At 71.5% G+C, this 21,258-nt stretch carries 22 protein-coding genes; 13 read left to right on the forward strand and 9 right to left on the reverse strand.

Annotated elements, in window-relative coordinates; all coding sequences use genetic code 11:
- Positions 1-15 precede the first annotated feature (15 nt).
- Genes hemQ through hemE form a run of 3 tightly spaced genes read right to left on the reverse strand, consistent with a single transcriptional unit; the run spans position 16 to position 3,211 of the window.
- Entirely contained in the window at positions 16-711 is a 696-nt protein-coding gene (hemQ, locus tag BCF44_RS09710; protein WP_116173857.1) for a hydrogen peroxide-dependent heme synthase, read from the reverse strand.
- A complete protein-coding gene (hemG, locus tag BCF44_RS09715) occupies positions 699-2,141 on the reverse strand; it encodes a protoporphyrinogen oxidase (protein WP_116173858.1) in 1,443 nt (480 codons plus the stop codon). The genes hemQ and hemG overlap by 13 nt, the downstream gene beginning before the upstream one ends.
- Positions 2,138-3,211: a uroporphyrinogen decarboxylase gene (gene hemE / locus BCF44_RS09720; protein ID WP_116173859.1), complete on the reverse strand. Its 1,074-nt coding sequence runs from the start codon at positions 3,209-3,211 to the stop codon at positions 2,138-2,140. The genes hemG and hemE overlap by 4 nt, the downstream gene beginning before the upstream one ends.
- Positions 3,212-3,335: 124 nt before the next feature.
- Here hemE and BCF44_RS09725 point away from each other — a divergent pair, with 124 nt between their 5' ends.
- Positions 3,336-3,893, forward strand: coding sequence for a DUF3000 domain-containing protein (locus BCF44_RS09725; RefSeq protein WP_116173860.1), 558 nt, complete (start codon positions 3,336-3,338; stop codon positions 3,891-3,893).
- Positions 3,894-3,970: 77 nt separating this feature from the next.
- On the opposite strand, the gene BCF44_RS09730 is transcribed toward BCF44_RS09725, so the two are convergent.
- Complete coding sequence (locus BCF44_RS09730; protein ID WP_246014917.1) at positions 3,971-5,155, reverse strand: dipeptidase; 1,185 nt, start codon at positions 5,153-5,155, stop codon at positions 3,971-3,973.
- A gap of 255 nt (positions 5,156-5,410) precedes the next feature.
- On the opposite strand from BCF44_RS09730, the gene BCF44_RS09735 reads away from it, so the two are divergent.
- From BCF44_RS09735 to BCF44_RS09765, 7 genes are all read left to right on the forward strand, one after another.
- Positions 5,411-6,127 (forward strand): response regulator, encoded by a 717-nt coding sequence (locus BCF44_RS09735; RefSeq protein WP_035969312.1) that lies wholly within the window; start codon positions 5,411-5,413, stop codon positions 6,125-6,127.
- Positions 6,128-6,216: 89 nt separating this feature from the next.
- Positions 6,217-7,461 carry a ribonuclease D gene (locus BCF44_RS09740; protein WP_116173861.1) on the forward strand — a complete coding sequence of 415 codons (1,245 nt, stop codon included), beginning with the start codon at positions 6,217-6,219 and terminating at the stop codon, positions 7,459-7,461.
- Between the two features lie 144 nt (positions 7,462-7,605).
- On the forward strand, positions 7,606-8,826 hold the full coding sequence (locus BCF44_RS09745; protein ID WP_116174263.1) for a thiolase family protein: 1,221 nt from the start codon (positions 7,606-7,608) through the stop codon (positions 8,824-8,826).
- On the forward strand, positions 8,823-10,931 hold the full coding sequence (locus BCF44_RS09750) for a 3-hydroxyacyl-CoA dehydrogenase NAD-binding domain-containing protein (RefSeq protein ID WP_116173862.1): 2,109 nt from the start codon (positions 8,823-8,825) through the stop codon (positions 10,929-10,931). The genes BCF44_RS09745 and BCF44_RS09750 overlap by 4 nt, the downstream gene beginning before the upstream one ends.
- Positions 10,932-11,019: 88 nt before the next feature.
- Positions 11,020-11,760, forward strand: a complete 741-nt coding sequence (locus BCF44_RS09755; protein ID WP_116173863.1) for a DUF72 domain-containing protein — start codon at positions 11,020-11,022, stop codon at positions 11,758-11,760.
- Between the two features lie 5 nt (positions 11,761-11,765).
- Positions 11,766-12,566 carry a DUF72 domain-containing protein gene (locus BCF44_RS09760; RefSeq protein WP_116174264.1) on the forward strand — a complete coding sequence of 267 codons (801 nt, stop codon included), beginning with the start codon at positions 11,766-11,768 and terminating at the stop codon, positions 12,564-12,566.
- The gene (locus BCF44_RS09765; RefSeq protein ID WP_170217447.1) at positions 12,559-13,503 is read left to right on the forward strand and encodes a serine hydrolase domain-containing protein; all 945 of its coding nucleotides are present in this window, start codon (positions 12,559-12,561) and stop codon (positions 13,501-13,503) included. Before BCF44_RS09760 ends, BCF44_RS09765 begins: the two co-directional genes overlap by 8 nt.
- Before the next feature lie 90 nt (positions 13,504-13,593).
- Here BCF44_RS09765 and BCF44_RS59130 read toward each other — a convergent pair whose 3' ends face one another.
- A complete protein-coding gene (locus BCF44_RS59130) occupies positions 13,594-14,049 on the reverse strand; it encodes a DUF222 domain-containing protein (protein ID WP_170217449.1) in 456 nt (151 codons plus the stop codon).
- A gap of 189 nt (positions 14,050-14,238) precedes the next feature.
- Positions 14,239-14,922, reverse strand: coding sequence for a hypothetical protein (locus tag BCF44_RS09775; protein ID WP_116173866.1), 684 nt, complete (start codon positions 14,920-14,922; stop codon positions 14,239-14,241).
- Positions 14,923-15,089: 167 nt separating this feature from the next.
- Between BCF44_RS09775 and BCF44_RS09780 the strand changes: the two genes are divergently transcribed.
- The 5 genes from BCF44_RS09780 (at position 15,090) to BCF44_RS09800 (ending at position 18,399) form a co-directional block, all read left to right on the forward strand.
- Positions 15,090-15,446: a peptidase inhibitor family I36 protein gene (locus tag BCF44_RS09780; protein ID WP_170217451.1), complete on the forward strand. Its 357-nt coding sequence runs from the start codon at positions 15,090-15,092 to the stop codon at positions 15,444-15,446.
- A gap of 19 nt (positions 15,447-15,465) precedes the next feature.
- Complete coding sequence (locus BCF44_RS09785) at positions 15,466-16,407, forward strand: NAD(P)/FAD-dependent oxidoreductase (RefSeq protein ID WP_116174266.1); 942 nt, start codon at positions 15,466-15,468, stop codon at positions 16,405-16,407.
- Positions 16,408-16,474: 67 nt separating this feature from the next.
- The gene (locus BCF44_RS09790; protein ID WP_116174267.1) at positions 16,475-17,542 is read left to right on the forward strand and encodes a helix-turn-helix domain-containing protein; all 1,068 of its coding nucleotides are present in this window, start codon (positions 16,475-16,477) and stop codon (positions 17,540-17,542) included.
- A gap of 82 nt (positions 17,543-17,624) precedes the next feature.
- Positions 17,625-18,017: a type III secretion system chaperone family protein gene (locus BCF44_RS09795; protein ID WP_116173867.1), complete on the forward strand. Its 393-nt coding sequence runs from the start codon at positions 17,625-17,627 to the stop codon at positions 18,015-18,017.
- A 10-nt stretch (positions 18,018-18,027) separates the two neighbouring features.
- Positions 18,028-18,399, forward strand: coding sequence for a hypothetical protein (locus BCF44_RS09800; RefSeq protein WP_147328448.1), 372 nt, complete (start codon positions 18,028-18,030; stop codon positions 18,397-18,399).
- Positions 18,400-18,486: 87 nt separating this feature from the next.
- On the opposite strand, the gene BCF44_RS09805 is transcribed toward BCF44_RS09800, so the two are convergent.
- The 3 genes from BCF44_RS09805 to BCF44_RS09815 are packed head-to-tail and all read right to left on the reverse strand — an operon-like array spanning position 18,487 to position 21,232.
- Positions 18,487-19,311: an aldo/keto reductase gene (locus BCF44_RS09805; RefSeq protein WP_116173869.1), complete on the reverse strand. Its 825-nt coding sequence runs from the start codon at positions 19,309-19,311 to the stop codon at positions 18,487-18,489.
- A 36-nt stretch (positions 19,312-19,347) separates the two neighbouring features.
- Entirely contained in the window at positions 19,348-20,511 is a 1,164-nt protein-coding gene (locus BCF44_RS09810) for a HAMP domain-containing sensor histidine kinase (RefSeq protein WP_246014918.1), read from the reverse strand.
- A 1-nt stretch (position 20,512) separates the two neighbouring features.
- On the reverse strand, positions 20,513-21,232 hold the full coding sequence (locus BCF44_RS09815) for a response regulator transcription factor (protein ID WP_116173870.1): 720 nt from the start codon (positions 21,230-21,232) through the stop codon (positions 20,513-20,515).
- Between the last annotated feature and the right edge of the window lie 26 nt (positions 21,233-21,258).

Raw genomic sequence — 21,258 nt, forward strand, 5'->3', positions numbered from 1 at the left:
ATCCAGACCGCAACCTCACGGCAGGTTCGTGACCAGCTCCGCGGCCGGCACGCGGGTGCCGGTGTAGAACGGGATCTCCACGCGGACGTGCCGGCGGGCCTCGGTCTCCCGCAGGTGGCGCATCAGGTCGACGATCCGGTGCAGCTCATCGGCCTCGAAGGCGAGGATCCACTCGTAGTCGCCGAGCGCGAACGAGGCGACCGTGTTGGCCCGGACGTCCGGGTAGTCCCGGGCCTCCTTGCCGTGGTCGGCCAGCATCTTGCGGCGCTCGTCGTCGGGCAGCAGGTACCACTCGTAGGACCGCACGAACGGGTACACGCAGAGGTAGCCCTTCGGCTCCTCGCCGGCCAGGAAGGCCGGGATGTGGCTCTTGTTGAACTCGGCGGGCCGGTGCAGCGCGACCTGGCTCCACACCGGAGTGGAGGCGCGGCCGACGGCGGTGCTGCGGCGGAAGTTCGAGTAGGCGGCCTGCACCTGCTCGATCTCCTCGGCGTGCCACCAGATCATGTAGTCGGCGTCGGCGCGCAGGCCGGCCAGGTCGTACACCCCGCGGACGACAACGCCCTTGCTCTCCAGGGAGTCCAGGTACTCCTGCGCCTCGGCCGCCGCCGGCCCGCGGTCCTCGCCGAGCCGTCCGGGTTCGGCGCGGAACACCGACCACATGGTGTAGCGGATGGTGTCGTTCAACTCGTTGTAGTTCAAGCGGGCCATGCACCCATAGTCCCACCGGACCCCCGGTGCCTGCCCAGGAGGTGTGCAGCGACACGGGCCGCGGCTGCCTGACTTGTCGCTATGCACGCCGGCACGCCCACGCCGTGCAGGCTCGCGCCGGCCACGGCGAGGCCCGGCAGGTCGGCGACGGCGGTCTCGATGGTGGTCACCCGGCTGAGGTGCCCGACGCCGTACTGCGGCAGCCCTCCGCCCCAGCGGGTGACGACGGCGTCGATCGGCGCGGTGGTGATGCCGGTGAGCTCGGCCAGGTCGGCGCGGACGGCCCGGATCAGGTCCTCGTCGTCGACCTGAAGCGCCGCGACCTCGCCGGCCTTGCCGACGGAACCCCGGATGACGAGGGTGTCGTCGCCGCCGAGGTGGGCCCATTTGCGACCGGAGTACGTGAACGCCTTCGCGGTGAACGGCGAGCCGTCGGCCCACCGGTCGTCGCCGGCGATCAGCACGCCGGAGTTCTCCGGCAACGCCACGTCGGCCGGCAGCACGAGCGCGATGACGGCCATGGATGCCAGCTCGATGCCACCGAACGCGGCGGCGGCCACCGGGGCGACGTCGGCCAGCAACTTCGCGGCGGCCGGTGCGGGCACGGCCAGCACCACGCCGTCCACGTCGAGGGCGTGGTCGCCGAACTCGACGGTCCAGCCGGCCTCGCGGCGGCTCAGCTTCCGCACCGGTCGGCCGTACTCGATGGTGGCGTCGGAGGCCTTGGCCAGGCGGTCGGTGAGCGAGCCGAGGCCGTCACGCAGGGTGCCGAACACGGGCGGCCGCGGCACGCCCGGCTGCGGCGGCGCCGGCACGAGCGAGGCCGCCGCGGAGACGAGCGAGCCGGCGCCGCGGTCCAGCGCCCCGGCCAGCGGCGCCATGGTCGCGCGCAGGCTGAGGCCGTCGGCGTGACCGGCGTAGACGCCGCCGAGCAGCGGATCCACCAGCCGGTTGGTCACCTCGGGCCCGAACCGCTCCCGCAGCAGCTTGCCGACGGCGATGTCCTCGCCGTCGAGGTGGACGGGCGGCAGGCCCGGCTCGTGGGCCACCCGCGCCACCGCCGCGTCGGACAGCACGCCGCGGACCGCCTCGGCGGACGCCGGCACACCCTGGAACGTGTGTCCTGGCAGCCGGTTGATCCGCCCGCCGGCCCGGACCGTCGCCGACGCCGAGGTGGGATGGACCAGGTCACCGGCCATGCCGAGCTCGGTGATCAGCTCGGTCGCCTCGCCGCGGCGGGCCAGGAAGGCCTCCGCGCCGACGTCGTAGGAGCGGCCGCCCAGCTCGATCGTGCGGAGCTTGCCGCCGACCCGGTCCGTCTGCTCGACGACGGTGATGGTGGCCAGCGGTCCGAGCAGCTTGCGCAGCCGGTAGGCCGCCGCGAGGCCGGACACGCCGCCACCGATGACGGCCACATGGGGCTCGGTCATGACAACGAATGCACCAGCTCTGTGACTCGGGTGACGACCGCGGGGTCGGTCTCCGGCAGCACGCCGTGACCGAGGTTGAAGATGTGGCCGCCGGCGGCCTTGCCCTCGGCGACGATCCGGCGCACCTCGCGCTCCAGCACCGGCCAGTCCGCGAACAGCAGCGCCGGGTCCAGGTTGCCCTGCACGACCGGTGCCGGCCCGTCCGGACGGGCCGCCGTCAGCCGCCGCACCGCCTCGTCCAGCGGGATCCGCCAGTCGACGCCGACGACGTCGGCCCCGGCGTCCCGCATGGCCACCAGCAGCTCGCCGGTGCCGACCCCGAAGTGGATCCGGGGCACGCCGGCGTCGGCGACGCTCTCGAAGACCCGGGCGGAGTGCGGCAGCACGTACTCGCGGTAGTCACGCTCGGACAGCGCCCCCGCCCACGAGTCGAACTGCTGCACGGCGTCCACGCCGGCGGCGACCTGCACCCGCAGGAACTCGCTCGTGATGCCGGCCAGCTTGGCCAGCAGCGCGTGCCACACGTCCGGCTCGCTGTGCATCAGGGCCTTCGTGCGCTCGTGGTTCTTGGACGGGCCGCCCTCGATCATGTACGAGGCCAGCGTGAACGGGGCGCCGGCGAAGCCGATCAGCGGCGTCCCGCCCAGCGCCGCGGTGAGCCGCCGGATCGTCTCGGCCACCGGCGCGACCTGCTCGGCGTCCAGGTCGGGCAGCGCGTCGACGTCGGCCTTCGTCCGCACCGGGTGGGCCACCACCGGGCCCGTGCCGGGCACGATGTCCACGCCGACGCCGGCGGCGTACAGCGGCACCACGATGTCGCTGTACAGGATGGCCGCGTCCACGCCGTGCCGGCGCACCGGCTGCATGGTGATCTCGAAGGCCAGGTCCGGTGTGAGGCAGGACTCCAGCATCGCGTTGCCCTCGCGCACCTTGCGGTACTCGGGCAGCGACCGGCCGGCCTGCCGCATGAACCAGACGGGGGTCCGGGACGGCATGCCACCCCGGGCCGCGACCAGCAGGGGAGCGTCTGAGAGGTCGCGGCGGGCCGAGACCGGAGCAGTGTTCGTCATGGCCGTTCCATCGTGCCACGCGGCCGGAATCGTTTGTCACGGAGTCGTCTCAGCGTCGCGGAATCCGTCGTGTCGTACGGGACTGGGCGCGGAGTTGCCCGTAAGGTCACCTGACGTGACCGGGATGTCGGAGGAGCCAGCGCTGTTCCGGCAGGCAGTGGAAGCGCTCAGGTCGGTCCGTCCTCGTCCCGAGGTGGAACTGGCCGAGGTCCGTGCGCCACAGCGGTTGGCGCCGTGGTCGTTCGCCTTCAGCGCGGAAGCCGACGGGCCTGCCGACGAGGTGGCGACCGGGAAGTTGGTGCTGCTGCACGACCCGGACGCCGGCGAGGCCTGGGGCGGCGTGCTGCGGGTGGTCGCCTTCGTCCGCGCCGAGCTGGACGCGGAACTCGCGGTGGACCCGTTACTCCCGGCCGTCGCGTGGTCGTGGCTGACGGACGCGCTCGAGGGATCCTCGGCGAAGTGGACGGCGCTCGGCGGCACCGTCACCCAGAACTCGTCGGCCCGCTTCGGCGACATCTCCGGCCCCGCTCGCACCGACGACCTGGAGCTGCGGGCGTCCTGGACGGCGCTGGACGCGGAGCTCACCGCCCACGGCGAGGCCTTCTGCGAGCTGCTGTCCAGCACCGTCGGCCTTCCCCCGGTCGGGGTCACCCTCTTCAGTCAGCGCCAGAGCTCTCTGTAATCCGGCCTTCTCGCGTGCACGTGCAGCGCGTACGGGCCCCTTCGGGCCCGCGACGCGCCGCACTTGCCCATTTCTGATCACTCGATCGAGTGAAGTTTGCGAGCGACTTCCTCGGCCTCCCGCAGCACGCGGAGCGTGTTCGCGCCGGCGAGTTTGGCGCAGTCCTCCTCGCTCCACCCCCGCTCCAGGAGCTCGGCGAACAGGCGCGGATAGGTCGAGACGTCCTCCAGGCCGACCGGCAGCTTGTCCACGCCGTCGTAGTCGCCGCCGAGCCCGATGTGGTCTACGCCGGCGACCTCGCGGGCGTGCTCCAGGTGCGCGACCACGTCGGCGACCGTCACCTCGGGTTTCGGCCCGGCGCCGTGCCAGGAAGCCGCGAACTCGTGCCGTTGTCCCAGGTCACGGTGGTCGGCGCCGGCCGCGGCCATGGCCTCCCGCAGCCGCGCGTCCCACTCCGCGTAGGCCTGCGACACGAAGGCCGGCACAAATGTGACCATGCACACACCGCCCTTGGCCGCCAGGTCGGCGAGCACGTCGTCGGGGACGTTGCGCGGATGGTCGGCCACCGCGCGGCAGGAGGAGTGGCTGAAGATGACCGGGGCCTCGCTGACGGCCAGCGCGTCACGCATCGTGGCCGGTGCGACGTGCGACAAGTCCACCAGCATGCCCAGCCGGTTCATCTCGCGGACCACCTCCCGGCCGAAGTCGGTGAGGCCGTTGTGCACGGGTTCGTCGGTCGCCGAGTCGGCCCAGTCGGTGTTGTTGTTGTGCGTGAGCGTCATGTACCGGACGCCGAGCCGGTACAGCGCACGCAGCGCGCCGAGCGAGTTGGCGATGCTGTGGCCGCCCTCGGCGCCCAGGAACGAGGCGATCCGGCCGTTCGCGAACGCGGTTTCCGCTTCGTCAACCGTGCGCGCCAGCTGAAGATCGTCCGGATAGCGGTTGACCAGCTCGTGGACGACCTCGATCTGCTCCAGCGTGGCCGTTACCGCACTGTGACCTTCCAGCCGGCAGGGCACGTAGACCGACCAGAACTGCAAGGTCAGCGCCCCTTCCCGCAACCGGACGAGGTCGGTGTGCAGATCTGTCCGGCGAATCGTCAGATCCGCCGAGGCCCAGTCCGCCGACCAGCCCCTTCCGCCGGCCAGTTCGCGCAGGGCCCACGGCAGGTCGTTGTGCCCATCCGCCAGTTGGACCCGCCTCAGTAGGGCGTTTGCACGTGCAGCCGCACGTCCATCTGCGCGTTCCGAGCCGATCGTCACGAGTGCAACTCCTTCATGTCGTTATGAAGCCTTCTCGCGTTAGCCGTTCCACCAGGAGTCCCTCGATCGTGCGACAAACCTGGCCCGCGGTGACAACTCGATCGGGACAGATACCCATTTGATCGTCCCGCTGACCCGCTTGGGCGGCTACGCTGCTGCCGTCGACACCACTTTCGGTCGATCAGTGGCGCGGCTGATTGGACGAAAGTCCCGGTGCCGGTCGGGGGGCACGACCGACTCCAGGGAGGTAGTGACGTGGCTGCCGTCGGCTTAGGTCAGGCCGTTCGTACCACGCCAGCCGGCTCGTTGCCGGCGAACATGGTCCCGCACCCGCGGGAAGAGCTGTTTTCAGTGCTGGTGGTTGACGACCACCCACTGTTGAGGGAGGCGATAGCCGCTCGGCTTACCCAGATGGGTGCCGGCACTGTTCATGAGGCCGCATCGGTGGCCGAGGCGAGGGCGCGAGCCCTGGCCACGGGACCCTGCGACCTGGCGATCCTTGATCTCGGGCTGCCCGACGGAAGCGGCATCGACCTGGTCACGGAACTCCGTGCTCAGGGCTGGCCGCGCATCGTGGTGCTCGCGTCCTCCGACGACCCCTATGCGGTTCGCTCGGCCTTCCAGGCAGGCGCCCAGGCGTACCTGCTGAAGTCCGCGTCGCCGATGGTGGTCACCGACGGAGTGCGCCGAGTTCTCGACGGTGGCGTCTACGCGGACCCGAGCGTGGCCCCGGTCCTCGCTGCGGGAACCCGGGTGCCCGGAACCGACAACACGCCGCGGGAGCTTTCCGCACGTGAGGTCGAGGTGCTCCAGCTGGTCGCCGATGGCCAGTCCAACAAGGAGATCGGCGAGGCTCTGAACCTGTCCGCGCTCACGGTGAAGTCTCACCTGTCGCGGATCGGCCGGAAGCTGGGCACCGGGGATCGCGCTCAGATGGTGGCGCTGGCCATGCGGGCCGGGGTCATCCGCTGAGCACGCACAACGGATGCGAAGTGGCACGAAGACCGAGCAGAGCGTGATCCACGCCCGCGCGGGGCGTGGAGGACGTAGGGTCTTCCGCCGTGGATGCACCCTGCTCTGAACCGAAGGACCCGACCGGAGAAACCCCGGTGCTGCTGACCGAACCCGCTGAGGGGGTTCCGCCAGTGGTGTCCGATCCGGCAACGCTGCGGCGCGCGGCCGCAACGCTGGCGGAGGGAACGGGTCCGGTGGCGGTGGACACCGAAAGGGCATCGGGCTACCGCTACTCGCAACGCGCCTACCTGGTGCAGTTGCGACGAGAGCAGGCAGGCACCGTGCTGGTCGATCCGGTCGCCTTGGGCGGCCGGATCGACCCGCTGGTGGACGCGCTCGCGAACACCGAATGGGTGTTGCACGCCGCGTCCCAGGATCTGCCGTGCCTGGCCGAGCTGGGCCTGCAACCGGCGGTCCTGTTCGACACCGAGCTCGCCGGCCGGCTGGCCGGCTTCGACCGGGTCGCGCTCGGCTCGATGGTGGAGCGCCTGCTGGGCTACCACCTGGAGAAGGGTCACGGGGCGGCCGACTGGTCGCGACGCCCGCTCCCGCAGGACTGGTTGACGTACGCGGCTCTCGACGTGGAGCTGCTGGTCCCGCTGCGCGACGTGCTGGAGCACGAGCTCCGTGAGCAGGGCAAGCTGGAGTGGGCGCTCCAGGAGTTCGAGGCGGTGCGCACCGCGCCGCCGCCCAAGCCGCGGGCCGAGCCGTGGCGGCGCACGTCCGGCATCCACCGGCTGCGCAATCCCCGCCAGCTGGCCGCCGTGCGGGCGCTGTGGGAGGCCCGGGACGGGCTCGCCCGCCAGCGTGACATCGCACCCGGTCGGGTGCTGCCGGACAGCGCGATCATCGACGCAGCCGTGACGGATCCGGCGACCGAGTCCGACCTGCTGGCGCTGCCGGTGTTCCGCGGCCGCTCGCAGCGGCGGACCGTGAAGGTATGGGCCGACGCCCTGGCCAAGGCCCGGTCGCTGCAGCGCAAGGAGCTGCCGGAGGTCTCCCCCGCGCACGACGGGCCGCCGCCGCCCAACCGCTGGGCCGACCGCGACCCGGACGCCGCGGCCCGGCTGGCCGCCGCGCGGGCGGCGCTGACCTCCATCGCCGAGAGCCTCAAGCTGCCGGTGGAGAACCTGCTGCTGCCGGACCTGGTGCGGCGCACCTGCTGGGAGCCGCCGGCCGACCTGGACCCGTCCGGGGTGGCCGAGGCACTGCGGGCCGGCAACGCCCGGCCGTGGCAGATCGACCTCACCGCCGAGCCGCTGAGCAAGTCCCTGAGGGCTGCGGCAGCATGAGTTCAGCCACCCTGCTGGTTACCGGCCAGTAACTCAGACTAGAGTTCGGGTTACCGGCCGGTAGTGACCCCGGTCGAACCCGTACTCAAAGCTGAGGAGGAGCACGCCGTGGCCGCACCAGTAGCGCCGATGACGGAACGGGCCGTGCGCAATGTGGTCTTCGTCGACGGCGTGCGCACGCCGTTCGGCAAGGCGGGCCCGAAGGGCATCTACGCCGAGACCCGTGCCGACGACCTCGTCGTCAAGGTCATCCGCGAGCTCCTGCGCCGACACCCCGAGCTGCCGCCCGAGCGGGTGGACGAGGTCGCCATCGCGGCCACCACCCAGATCGGCGACCAGGGCCTGACCATCGGACGGACCGCCGCGCTGCTGGCCGGCCTGCCCAAGTCGGTGCCCGGCTACGCCATCGACCGGATGTGCGCCGGCGCCATGACCGCGGTGACCACCGCGGCCAGCGGCATCGCCTTCGGCGCGTACGACGTCGTGATCGCCGGCGGCGTCGAGCACATGGGCCGCCACCCCATGGGCGAGGGCGTCGACCCGAACCCGCGGTTCCTGGCCGACCGCCTGGTCGACACGTCCGCGCTGGTCATGGGCCAGACCGCGGAGAACCTGCACGACCGGTTCCCGGGCATCACCAAGGAGCGCGCGGACGCCTTCGCCGCCGCCTCCCAGGCCAAGTACGACGCCGCGGTGAAGGCCGGCAAGATCGGCCCCGAGTTCGTCTCGGTCGCCACCCGCTCCGCGGACAAGGGCTGGGGCCTGGCCACCGCCGACGAGCCGCCGCGCCCCGGCACGACCGTCGAGGACCTGGCCGGGCTGAAGACGCCGTTCCGCCCGCACGGCCGGGTGACCGCCGGCAACGCCGCCGGTCTCAACGACGGCGCCACCGGCTGCCTGCTCGCCGACGAGGCCACCGCTGTGGAGCTCGGCCTGCCGATCGGCATGCGCCTGGTGGGCTACTCCTTCGCCGGCGTCGAGCCCGAGGTGATGGGCGTCGGCCCGGTGCCGGCCACCGAGAAGGCGCTGGCCCGTACGGGCCTCCGCATCTCCGACATCGGCCTGTTCGAGGTCAACGAGGCGTTCGCCGTGCAGGTGCTGGCGTTCCTCGACCACTTCGGCATCGCCGATGACGACCCCCGGGTGAACCAGTGGGGCGGCGCGATCGCCACCGGCCACCCGCTGGCCTCCTCCGGCGTGCGCCTGATGACGCAGCTGGCGCACCAGTTCGCCGAGCGGCCCGACGTCCGCTACGGCATCACCACCATGTGCATCGGCATCGGCATGGGCGGCACCGTGATCTGGGAGAACCCGCATTACGAGCGCAGCGAGGGCTCCAACCAGCACAGCGAGGGGGACAAGTGACCACCACCCTTGAGCAGGCCAAGGCCGCTTTCCCCGACGAGGTCGTGACCAAGGCCGTCACTCGGCTCGTTCCCGTGCCGGGGCTGGCCAAGCCGATCGCCCTGATCACCATCGACAACGGCTTCGACCACACCCGGCCGTCGACGTTCGGGCCGCAGAGCCTGGTGAGCCTCAACGCCGCCTTCGACGAGGCGCTGGCCGCCGAGCCGGCCGCGATCGCCGTGACCGGCAAGCCGTTCGTGTTCGCCGTCGGCGCCGACCTGTCCGGCGTGGAGCAGGTGTCCGCGCCCGAGATCGCGCGGGAGATCGCGCAGACCGGGCACGACGTGTTCCGGCGCTTCACCGAGTCGTCCATCCCGACCTTCGCCTTCGTCAACGGCGCGGTCATGGGCGGCGGCCTGGAGCTGGCGCTGTCCTGCCACTACCGGACGCTGGTGTCCAACGCGGCCGCCATCGCGTTCCCCGAGGTGTTCCTCGGCCTGTTCCCGGGCTGGGGCGGCACGCAGCTGCTGCCGAACCTGATCGGCGCGGACGCCGCCGTCACCGTGATCATCGAGAACGCGTTGAACCAGAACAAGATGCTCAAGCCGGCGCAGGCCGCCGAGCTCGGCATCGTCGACGTGGTCTTCGACTCGGCGGACTACCTGGAGCAGTCGCTGGCGTGGCTGGCCAAGGTCGTCAACGGCGAGATCACGGTCTCCCGGCCCGAGGTCGACCGGGGCGAGGCGTGGGACGCCGCGCTGGCCCGTGGCCGGGCGTTCGTGGAGGCCAAGACGCACGGCGCCTCCCCCGGCGCCACGAAGGCCCTGGAACTGCTGGAACTGGCCCGGAAGAACGACCTGGACGCCGGGTACGCCGCCGAGACCGACGGTCTGGCCGAGCTGCTCATGACCGACGAGCTGCGCGCCGGGCTGTACTCGTTCAACCTCGTGCAGAAGCGGGCCCGCAAGCCCGCGGGCGCGCCCGACAAGTCGCTGGCGCGGCCCGTCACCAAGGTGGGCATCGTCGGCGCCGGCCTGATGGCCAGCCAGCTCGCGCTGCTGTTCGTGCGGCAGCTCAAGGTGCCCGTGGTGCTCACCGACGTCGACCAGGCGCGGGTGGACAAGGGCGTCGGCTACGTGCACGGCGAGATCGACAAGCTGCAGGGCCGCAAGCGCCTGTCCCCCGACGCCGCCAACCGCCTCAAGGCGCTGGTCAGCGGCTCGCTGGACAAGGCCGCCTTCGCCGACGCCGACTTCGTCATCGAGGCCGTGTTCGAGGAGCTGTCGGTCAAGCAGCAGGTGTTCGCCGAGGTCGAGGAGCACGTGTCGGCCGAGTGCGTGCTGGCCACCAACACCTCGTCGCTGTCGATCACCGAGATGGCCTCGAAGCTCTCGCACCCCGAGCGGGTCGTCGGCTTCCACTTCTTCAACCCGGTCGCCGTGCTGCCGCTGCTGGAGATCGTGCGCGGCGAGCAGACCGACGACGCCACGCTGGCCACGGCCTTCTCCGTCGGCAAGCAGCTGAAGAAGTCCAGCGTGCTCGTCAAGGACGCGCCGGCGTTCGTCGTCAACCGCCTGCTCACCCGGTTCCTGGGCGAGGTCATCCGGGCCGTCGACGAGGGCACCCCGTTCGAGGTCGCCGACAAGGCGCTGGACCCGCTGGGCCTGCCCATGAGCCCGCTGATCCTGCTCCAGCTCGTCGGCCCCGCCGTCGCGCTGCACGTGGCCGAGACCATGCACCACGCGTTCCCCGACCGGTTCGGCGTCAGCGAGAACATGAAGCGCTTCGTCGCCGCCGGCAAGACCGCCGTGTACACCTGGGACGCCACCGGCAAGCCGCAGGTCGACCCCGAGGTCGCCGCCCTGTGGCAGCCCGGCACGTCGCCGCTGACCGCGGCGGAGCTCCGGGACCGGGCCGAGGGCGCGCTGGCCGAGGAGATCCGGCTGATGCTCGACGAGGGCGTCGTCGCCGAGGCCCAGGACATCGACCTGTGCCTGATCCTGGGCGCCGGCTGGCCGTTCTGGCTCGGTGGCATCACGCCGTACCTCGACCGGGCCGGCGTGTCCGAGCGGGTGACCGGCAAGCGTTTCCTGGCCCAGGGCGTCGCCTCCGTGCCCGCCTGAGGTCGTCGAACCGAGAGAGCCGGTCGTCCGCGCGGGCGACCGGCTCTCTCGTCGTGCGGGGTCGCGCCGGCCGTCCCACCATGGAGTGATGATCAGGATCGGCACGTCGGGCTGGAAGTACCCGGAGTGGCGGGGCGACTTCTATCCCCGGGGCCTGGTCCAGCGCCGTGAGCTCGAGTTCCTCGCCGGCCGGGTCGACACCATCGAGATCAACGGCACGTTCTACTCGCTGCGGCGGCCCGAGCACTTCCGGTCGTGGGCGGCTCAGACGCCGCCGGACTTCGTCTTCGCCGTGAAGGGCATCCGCGAGGTCACGCACGTCCGCCGGCTGCGCGGCGTCGAGGAGTCGCTACGCCGGTTCTTCGAGTCCGGCGTGCGGGAGCTCGGTCCTCGGCTCGGCCCCATCCTGTGGCAGCTGCCGTCTCGGTCGGCGTTCGATCCCACCGCCACCGCCGATTTCCTGGCCCTCCTCGATCCGTCCATGCGGCACGCCCTCGAGGTCCGGCACGAGAGCTTCCGCTGCGACGACTTCTTCGCGCTGGCGCGGCGGCACAATGTCGCCGTCGTCTACTCCGACGGCGGCGGTCGTTGGCCCCTGTTCGACGTGACGACCGCCGACTTCAGCTACATCCGTCTGCACGGCGCGGAGGAGCTGTACATCAGCGGCTACAGCGACCACGAACTGGCCGCCTGGGCCGACCGCGTCGCCGACCTGGACGACGTGTTCGTGTACTTCGACAACACCATGCGGGGCCGGGCCCCGCGCGACGCCATGACGCTGGCCGCCCTGGTGCGCGATCGGCGTAGGCGGCGCAAGATGAGGCCGTGATCCGGATCGGGACGTCGGGGTGGGTGTATCCGCCGTGGCGCGGGACGTTCTACCCCAAGGGCGTCACGCAGAAGCGCGAACTGGCGTACCTGGCGGGGCGGTTGAACTCGGTGGAGATCAACGGCACGTTCTACGGGCGGCAGCGGCCGGCGAGCTTCGTGGCGTGGGCGGAGCAGGTGCCGGCGGACTTCGTGTTCGCGACGAAGGCGCCGAGGTTCATCACGCACATGAAGCGCCTGAAGGACGCCGAGACGCCAGTGGCGAACTTCCTGGCTTCAGGTGTGTTGCGCCTTGGCGCGAAGCTGGGCCCGATCCTGTGGCAGCTGCCCGGGACGTTGCAGTTCGACGCCGAGGTGCTGGCGGAGTTCCTCGCCCTGCTGCCGCACGGTGCCAAGGCCGCCGCCGAGCTCGGTGCGCGGCACGACGACCGTATCGAGGACGACGAGGGGCTGCGGATCGACGAGGACCGGCCGCTGCGGCACGCGTTGGAGCCCCGGCACCCGAGTTTCCAGGAAGAGAAGTGCCTCCGGCTGCTGCGGGATCACAACGTGGCGCTGGTGGTTGCCGACACCGCGAAGAAATGGCCGTACTTCGAGGAGTTGACCGCCGACTTCGCGTACGCGCGTCTGCACGGCGACGAGGAGCTGTACGTCAGCGGCTACACCGACGAGGCCTTGGACCGCTGGGCGAAGAAGGTCCGCGAATGGCATCGGCGTGGCGATGTGCACGTCTACTTCGACAACGACGCCAAGGTGCGGGCGCCCGTCGATGCCATCGGCCTGTCGACGAGGCTCGGCATTGGATGACCTGATCGCGGCCGCCGGCTACACCGCCGACGGCCCCGGCGTCGCGCTGGTCGTCCGCTCCCCGTCCGGGATTCTTTGCGCGGCAACGGGTCTGGCCCGGCCGGACACCCCCTTCACCGTGGGAACGCTGTCGTACCTGGGATCCGTCGCGAAGCAGATGGTCGGCGTCTGCGCCGCGATGCTCGTCGTCGAGGGTCTCCTGGACGTCGAATCCCCGCTGCGGCAATGGCTACCGTCGTTGCCCGCGTGGGCCGCGACCGTCCGTATTCGGCACTTGATCCACCACACCAGCGGCCTCCCCGGCGATCCCGAGCTCCAGGACCGCATCGTCGAGTCACGCTGGGACAGCCCTTCCGTGCTGCGGGCCCTGGCCGCTTGCCCCGATCTCCAGTTCCCGCCCGGCAGCCGGCAGGAGTACTGCAACGCCGGCTACATCTGCCTTGCCACCGTCCTCTCACGCATCGCCGACACTCCCTTCCCCGACCTCGCCCGGCAACGCCTGTTCGAGCCCTTCGGCATGGCACAGACCCGTTTCTGCCCCGACGCTCCACCGTCCGACGCCGCCATCGGCCACCCGGACGTGGCCGGCGACTGGCCCCTGCCGCTCAGCATCGGCGACGGCGGCGCTTGGTCCACCGCCGACGACCTCCGCCGCTGGAACGACGCCCTCATGCCCGGCAGCGCCCTCGACGACCGTGTCCGGGCCTTGATCGGCACCCCCGACCCGTACGGCTATGCCTGGGGCATCGCCGTGAGCCGCGTCGATGGTGCTTTGGTCCACAGCCACGGCGGCAGCTGGTCCGGCGGCTGGACCGCGCGGACCGTCCGGCTGCCGGAGCACGGCATCACCATCGCCGCACTGTCCAACGACGGCAGCGTGTCCCGGATGGTCGACCTCACCAACCGCATCCGGCAGTCGATCGCCGGACGCCCCTAGCCACGCCGTGGCGTGGCGTGGCCGTGATCGTCGCGACCGGATCCGGCCCAAGGCGGCGTGGCACATTGCCGAACGAGCCTGGTCGGCGTCTCAGCTATGGCTCGGCACCGTCATCGCGGTCCGAGTTCGGCGGGCGGCGTGAACACCGGCTGCCGGTCGACGATCTCCACCGTCCACTGGCCGTGATGGATCATGCGGTGGTGCACGGAGCAGACCAGGACGAGGTTGTCCAGGCTGGTCCATCCTCCGTCGGCCCAATTCCGCGTCGAGGGCGTCGCCCCCTTCGATCTCGGCCATGCCGATCTGCTGCAGGAACTCCGTCGCGTTCATGGTGATCGCCAGATGCGGTCGCTCACCGCCCTCGTCGGGGAGTGTGTCGCTGCCGGCCGCGAGTTCGATGATGTCCGCGAAGGCATCGCCCTGCCGCTGCGGAGTGGTCCGCGTGTCGCCGGCCTCCGGCTTCGCCAGCGGGCTGATCAGATCGGCAACAGTGCGCCGGTTTCGATGTCGGTGGTGAGGGTGGGGCTGGCGAGGCGGGTAACCCAACTCGCCAAGGACGCAATCACCGTCGGCGAGCAGCGCCGGGACTCAGGTGGGGGTGGGCGGGAAACCCACGAACACCGGGCGCGATCGCCGGTGCTGGTACTGACGGCGGGGCGGCGGGGACCGTTGGCTCAGAGGGCGAGGCCGGGAACTACCCCACCGCCCAGCCCAACCCTCAACCCGCCGGAACAATCAGCCGTTGACGGCCAACCTGCACACCGGTCGCGTCGTCGGCCGGGCCTCGTAGCGGCCGGCGCCGACCAGTCCCGCGTGGCCGTCGATCTCGGCGACGATCTCGTCGGTGATCTCCACCTCGATGAGCCGCGCCACCGGCCGGGTCACGGACGTCTCGCCGTACTGCGCGGTGACGACCATGCCCTCGATGGTGGGCTTGAGCACGAGTTCCTCGGCGTGGCGGGACGGCGCGGTGCCGTCGGACCAGGTGACGGGACCGAGCAGCCGGAGCTGGCGGACGACGACATCCTGCCCGCCGCCGTCACGGGTGACGGACACCGCCGGCTGGCGGGTGCGGACGAGACCGCCGGGACCGTCGCCGGGGACGACGGCGGGCACGTTCCAGTAGGCGGCGCAGCGCTCGGCCGCCGGCGCGAGGGCCCGGCTGGTGGCGACGACGAGGTCGGCGGCGGGCACGGTGCCCAGCTCGCCGAGACCGGGCACGGGCGTCAGGTCGATGAGGTGACCGCCGTGCTCGCGGACGACCTCGTTGATGGCGTCGCGGGTGGCCCGGCTGGTCTTGTCGAACCCACGCAGCACGGCGACCGCCCCGAAGTCCGTCATGCGCCGGATCGCCTCCACCAGCGCGCGCTGGTCACGACGGAGCTGCGGGGCGGGACGGGTCAGAAGAGTGGTTGCCACAGCCCTGTCTTACCCCCAACTGATCTTCCTTGAACACGCAGGGGCAGTGCGCTTGCTCACGACGGTGTGCATCACCGCCACGAAGGGGTGACGCGATCCCGTTCGCCGGACGCGGACGGCAGCCGTCACGAGGCTGCTAGCAGGCAAAACTGGGGAGAGGGGTCGTAGTGAAGGTCACGAAGCTGGTAGTCGCGGCAGCTCTGACGACGGCGGTGTCGCTGGCCACAGCGCCGGTCGTTCGGGCATCGCCGAGCTGCGACGCGGGCTCGTTCTGCGCCTGGGCAGCCGCGAACTACGGCGGCAAGGCCGCCAGACTCTCGCTGGAGACGACGTTGACCAACAAGTGCGTCGCGCTGCCGGACGGCCTGGTGGCGAAGTCGTGGGCGAACCTGATGACCAAGGACGTCACGACCTACGAGGGGGCGACCTGCTCGACGGAAGCCGAGTTCACGACCTACCCCAAGGGCGGGACCTACGTGCCGAATGCGCCATTCGTAGTACGAGCGATCCAGGTCTGGGAGTGACGCACCTACCGTGGAGATCGTGAGCGTAGTGGTCGTGGGCGCCGGCATCGCCGGCCTGGCCTGTGCCCGGGTCCTGGTCGACGCCGGCGTCGACGTCCGAGTGCTGGAACGCGCTCCCGTGGTCGGCGGCCGCCTGGCCACGCGGCGCTACGACGGCCGCCCGGCCGACATCGGCGCGGCCTACTTCACGGTGAGCGACCCGGAATTCGACGCCGTCGCCCGAACCTGGCAGGCGGCCGGCCTGGCCCGGGAGTGGACGGACACGCTCGTCGCCATCGAAAACGGCCACGAGGAGCCAAGGCCGGGGCCGATGCGCTGGGCGGCGCCCGGTGGCCTGCGAAGCCTGGCCGAGCACCTCGCGGACGGCCTCACGGTCAAACTCCAGCACGCGGTGACGGCCGTGGAGCCGGGCCCGATGGTGGACGGCGTGCCGGTGGACGCGGTGGTGCTGGCGATGCCCGGCCCCCAGGCGCTCGACGTGCTCGACCCGTGTTTGCAAGCGGCGAGGCGGGCCGCCGACGGCCAGGACTGGGCGCCCTCGTTCGCGGTGACGCTGCGCTACCCGGAGCGGGCCTGGCCGGACTTCCGCGGCGCCTTCGTCAACGGGCACGAGGTGCTCACCACGATCTGCGACGACGGCGATCGCCGCGGCGATCGGGCGCCGGTGCTGGTGGCGCACACGACGCCGGCCTATACGGCGGCCCGTCTCGGCGCACACGATCGGGTGATCGCCGAGGTGGAGGACGCGGTCGGGGCGGTGCTCGGCCTGCCGGCGAGGCCGGTGACCGGCTACGCGCACCAGTGGCTCCAGGCCAGTCCGGGTCGCCCGTCCGAGGAGCTGTTTCACCTGGACGAGGACAATGTGGGCGTCTGCGGCGACGCTTGGGGACCACCGCGGGTCCAGACGGCGTGGCTGTCGGGTACGGCCCTCGGACGCGCGCTGGCGAGTCGGCTCGGCTGAAAACGGATCACTCCACTCGGCGATGTCTGTTGCGTCAACCGGGTGAGCACCCGGAAGAATGATCTCGATGTTCACGCCCGCCCGACTCAAGCTCGCCCGCCAGCGGCGTCAGCTGACCGCCGCGGCCCTCGCGCGTGAGCTGGGCGTGAGCCCGCGCTCGGTGTCGGACTACGAGAACGGCCGGCGAGAGCCGGCCGATCTCGCCGAACTCGCCCGCGTGCTGGGCTTTCCGGTCGAGTTCTTCACCGCCGCCGAGCCGGCCGAGCTGACCGAGGACGTGGTGTCGTTCCGGGCGCGGGCCAAGCTGCCGGCCCGCCGCCGGGCCGGCGCGCTGGCCGCCGGCCGGCTGGCCATCGAGTTCGACGCCTTCCTGGAGCGGCGTTTCACGCTGCCCGCGGTCGACGTGCCGATCATGGACGCCGCCCCGTCCGCGGCCGCCGACGCCGTGCGCGAGCAGTGGCAGCTGGGCAGCCGGCCGGCCCCGAATCTCGTGCATCTGTTGGAGGCACACGGGGTTCGGGTGTTCTCGCTCGGCGTCGACCACACCGACGTGGACGCGTTCTCGTTCTGGCACGAGGGCACGCCGTTCGTCTTCCTCAACACCGCCAAGTCCGCCGAGCACGGCCGCTTCGACGCCGCCCACGAACTCGGCCACCTCGTCCTGCACGGCGGCGGCCGGCCGCTCCAGCACGTGGACGTCGAGGCGGAGGCGGATACCTTTGCCAGCGCCATGTTGATGCCGGACGTCGACGTGCTGACCTACGTCCCCGACGACCCGTCCAAGGACCAGGTGCTGCGGGCCTGCCCGCGCTGGCGGGTGTCGCCGCTGGCGCTGACCCGGCGGCTGCGCGAGCTGCGGCAGGTCGGCGACGACGTCTACCGGTCGCTGTGCGCGGAACTGGCGCGCCTGGACGCCGACAGCGACCAGGCCCGGGAGTCCTCGCAGCTGCTGGCCAAGGTGTTCCGGGCGCTGCGCGAGCAGGGCGTCACCCCGCACGAGCTGGCGGCCGACCTGCGGCTGAGCACCCGCGAGTTGAACAACATCGTGTTCGGGCTGGTGGTGACGGCGCTGCCCGGCCGCCCCGGCGGCCTACGGCTGCCGGGTGGGCCCGCCGCGCACCTTCGGCTGGTGTGACCACCCTCGAGGGTCTATCCGCCGGACACGGCGAGGCCTTATGGTCGAGTGATCTTGTTCAGCCGGCGGAAAAGGACGTGTCATGGCCAAGTGGGCCGATCTGGTCGCCTTCGTGCGCAGCGAGTACCAGGTGGTCGACCAGACGCCGGACGAGATCAGCATCTACGTCGAGTTCGAGGACGAGCGCAGCCAGGTGATCTGGCTCAGCCACGAGGTGCTGGACGGCAAGGAGGACTGGGTGCAGATCGCCTCCCCGTGCGGGCTGGCGGCCAAGGTCAACCTGCCGGCACTGCTCAAGGAGGTCGGGCACACCACGGTCGTCGGCGGCGTCGCGATCATGGGCGAGCACGTGGTGCTGCGGCACGCGCTGCCGCTGGAGAACCTCGACATCAACGAGTTCGTCGACCCGCTGACCCTGCTGGCCGGCACCGTGGACACGCTGGAGGAGCAGTTCTCCGGCGGGGATTCGTTCTAGGCTGCACAACATGGCCAGACGCCGGCTCGTCGTTGCGATCGCGCTATCGGCGCTCGCCGCGACGAGCTGTGGCGGCCAGGCTCCCCCGACGCCGGCGACCACCACGACGTCCACAGTGGACCCGGTGGCCACCTGCGTGACGCAACTCGTCTACTGGGCCAAGGACATTCTCGCCAACGCCAAGGACACCGGCCTGGACTACCAGGAGATGGGGCTGGACGGCGACCAGTACGAGGCGTTGCAGAAGCTGATCGACGACGCCAGAAAGCAGCAGTCCAGCGGCGCGCTGCCGCCGGACTGGTTGCAGGCACAGGCGAAGCCAGCCTGCGTGAAGCTGGCCGCCCGGCCGACGCCGACCTCGCACGGCAACGGCTGGCCCTGAGGGCGCTCCGGGCATCGCGCACATGAGTGGCTCACTTGGCACCCGGAGCCAAGCGAGCCACTCATGTCGTCGTCGGTCGTGAACCCCTCAGCCGAACTTGTCCGGGTCGGGGCCGGTGCGGTGGCCGCGCTCCAGGCCGGCGATCGCCGCCAGGTCGTCGCCGTCCAGCTCGAAGTCGAACACCTCGATGTTTTCCTTGATCCGCTGCGGCGTCACCGACTTCGGGATGACGACGTTGGCCAGCTGGAGGTGCCAGCGCAGCACCACCTGGGCCGGCGTCTTGCCGTGCTTGCCGGCGATCTTGGTGATCTCCGGGGCGTCGAGCACCCCGCCCTGCGCCAGCGGGCTCCAGGCCTCGGTGGCGATGCCGTGCTCGGTGTGGAACGCCCGCAGCGTGGCCTGCTGGAGCAGCGGGTGCAGCTCGATCTGGTTGACGGCCGGCACGGTGAGGCCCTCGTCGAGCAGCCGCCGCAGGTGCGCCGGCTGGAAGTTGGAGACGCCGATCGCGCGGACGCGGCCGTCGGCGAGCAGCTTCTCGAACGCCTTCCAGGTCTCCACGAACTTGCCGGCGCGCGGCACCGGCCAGTGGATCAGGTACAGGTCCAGCTGCTCCAGCCCGAGCTTGGCCATGCTGGCGTCGAAGGCCTTCAGCGCGCTGTCGTAGCCCTGCGCGGAGTTCCACAGCTTGGTGGTGACGAACACGTCGTCACGCGGGATGCCGGACGCCTTGATCGCCTGGCCGACGCCGGCCTCGTTGCCGTAGGCCGCGGCGGTGTCGATGCTGCGGTACCCGGCCGCCAGCGCGCGCGTGACGGCCTCCTCGGTCTCGGTGTCGGGCACCTGGAACACCCCGAACCCGAGCTGCGGGATCTCGACGCCGTTGTTCAGCTTGATGGTGGGTACGAAAGGCATGTCTCCACCCTGCGAGCCGGCTCAAGAGTTCGCAACTCAGGCGCCGCGGCCGCTGGGCAGCCGCACGGTGACCGCCAGGCCCCCGCCGGGCACCGCCTCGGCGTGCACGGCCCCGCCGTGCGCGAGCACCGCCGCACGGACGATGGACAGGCCCAGGCCGGTGCCGGTGCGGGCGGTCCGGTCGACGCCGCCGCGACGGAACGGCTCGAACAGCTCGGCCACCAGCTCCGGCGCGATCAGCTGCCCGCTGGAGCTGACCCGCAGGTGTGACCACTGCGGCCCGCTGTCGGTGGCGACCTCGATCCAGCCGCCGTCGACGTTGTGCCGCACGGCGTTCTCCAGCAGGTTGCCGGCGACGCGTTCGAGCAGCGCGGGATCGCCGACGGTCGGGGCGGGTGGCGTGGCGAAGTTGGCCCGTACGCCGCGTGCGGCCGCCTCGCGCCCGGCGGAGCGCCAGGCGCTGGCGGCGACGGCGGCGAGGTCGACGGGATCATGGACGGCGAGCCCGATGCCGTCGGTGCGGGCGAGCAGCAGCAGCGCCTCGACCAGCTGCTCGGCGCGCAGGGCCGCGGTGCCGACGACGTCGGACATCCGCCGCAGCTCCTCGACGTCGGCGTTCGGGTCGGAGAGGGTGACGTCCAGCTCGGTCCGGATCACCGCCAGCGGCGTGCGCAGCTCGTGGCTGGCGTTGGCCACGAACCGCCGCTGGGAGTCGAACGCGCCCTGGAGCCGGTCCAGCATGGCGTCGAAGGTGTCGGCCAGCTCGGCGACCTCGTCATCGGGCCCGTTGAGGGCGATGCGCTCGCCCAGGGACTCCGCCGACAGCCGCCGGGCGGTGCCGGTCACCTCGTGCAGCGGCCGCAGCGCCCGGCCGGTGAACGTCCACGCGAGCACGGCGGCGGCCACGAGCAGCAGCACGAAGGCGACGACGCCGACGCTGAGCACCTGCGTCCGGGCGTGCTCTTCGAGCACCTCACCGAGCCGGGCCGCGTCCACCTCGACGCCGTCGACGAGGATCTTGCTGCCGGCCGGCATCTGCGGCACGGCGCCCCGCGCCACCAGCCCGACCAGCAGCCAGCCCAGCCACAGCAGCAGCGCGCTGACCGCGGCAACGATGACCACGGCGACGAAGGTGATCCGCAGCCTCAGGCCGGGACCGCGCCGCCGCGGCACGGGTCTGCCGCCGCCGGGCGCGCGCACGTCAACTGTCAGCAGGTCGGGCTCCCGAGGCCGTGTCCAGTGCCGGCCCGGTGCCCCGGCCGGCGGCAGGCACACGGTAGCCCGAGCCGACGACGGTCTCGATGATGCCCGGCTCCCCGAGCTTCTTGCGCAGCGTCATCACGGTGACCCGCACGGTCGTGGTGAACGGGTCGGCGTTCTCGTCCCAGACCCGCTCCAGCAGCTCCTCGCTGCTCACCACGGTCCCGCCGGCGGCCATCAGCACCTCGAGGACCCCGAACTCCTTGCGGGTCAGGTCCACCAGCTGGCCGGACCGGGTGACGGTGCGCTTGGCCGGATCCAGCTCCACGTCGGCGGCGACCAGCACCGGCGGCGTGGCCGGCGTCGCCCGGCGGGCCAGCGCGCGCACGCGGGCCACCAGCTCGGCGAACGCGAACGGCTTGGCGAGGTAGTCGTCGGCGCCCAGGGACAGGCCCTCGACCCGGTCCTCTATCGCCGAGCTCGCGGTGAGCATGATCACTCGGGTCAGCGCGCCCGACCGCACGATCTCCTGGCACAGCTCGTCGCCCGACATCTTCGGCAGGTCGCGGTCGAGCACGACCACGTCGTACCGGGTGACGGTGACCTTCTCGTGGCCGGACTCGCCGTCGAAGGCGACGTCCACGGCCATACCCTCACGCCGCAGGCCCCGGGCGATCGCCTCGGCCAGCGGCTGTTCATCCTCGACTACCAGGATCCGCACCTCACCACCGTGCCACAGCCCCGGGG

It is taken from the genome of Kutzneria buriramensis (assembly GCF_003387475.1).
GTDB classification, from domain to species: domain Bacteria; phylum Actinomycetota; class Actinomycetes; order Mycobacteriales; family Pseudonocardiaceae; genus Kutzneria; species Kutzneria buriramensis.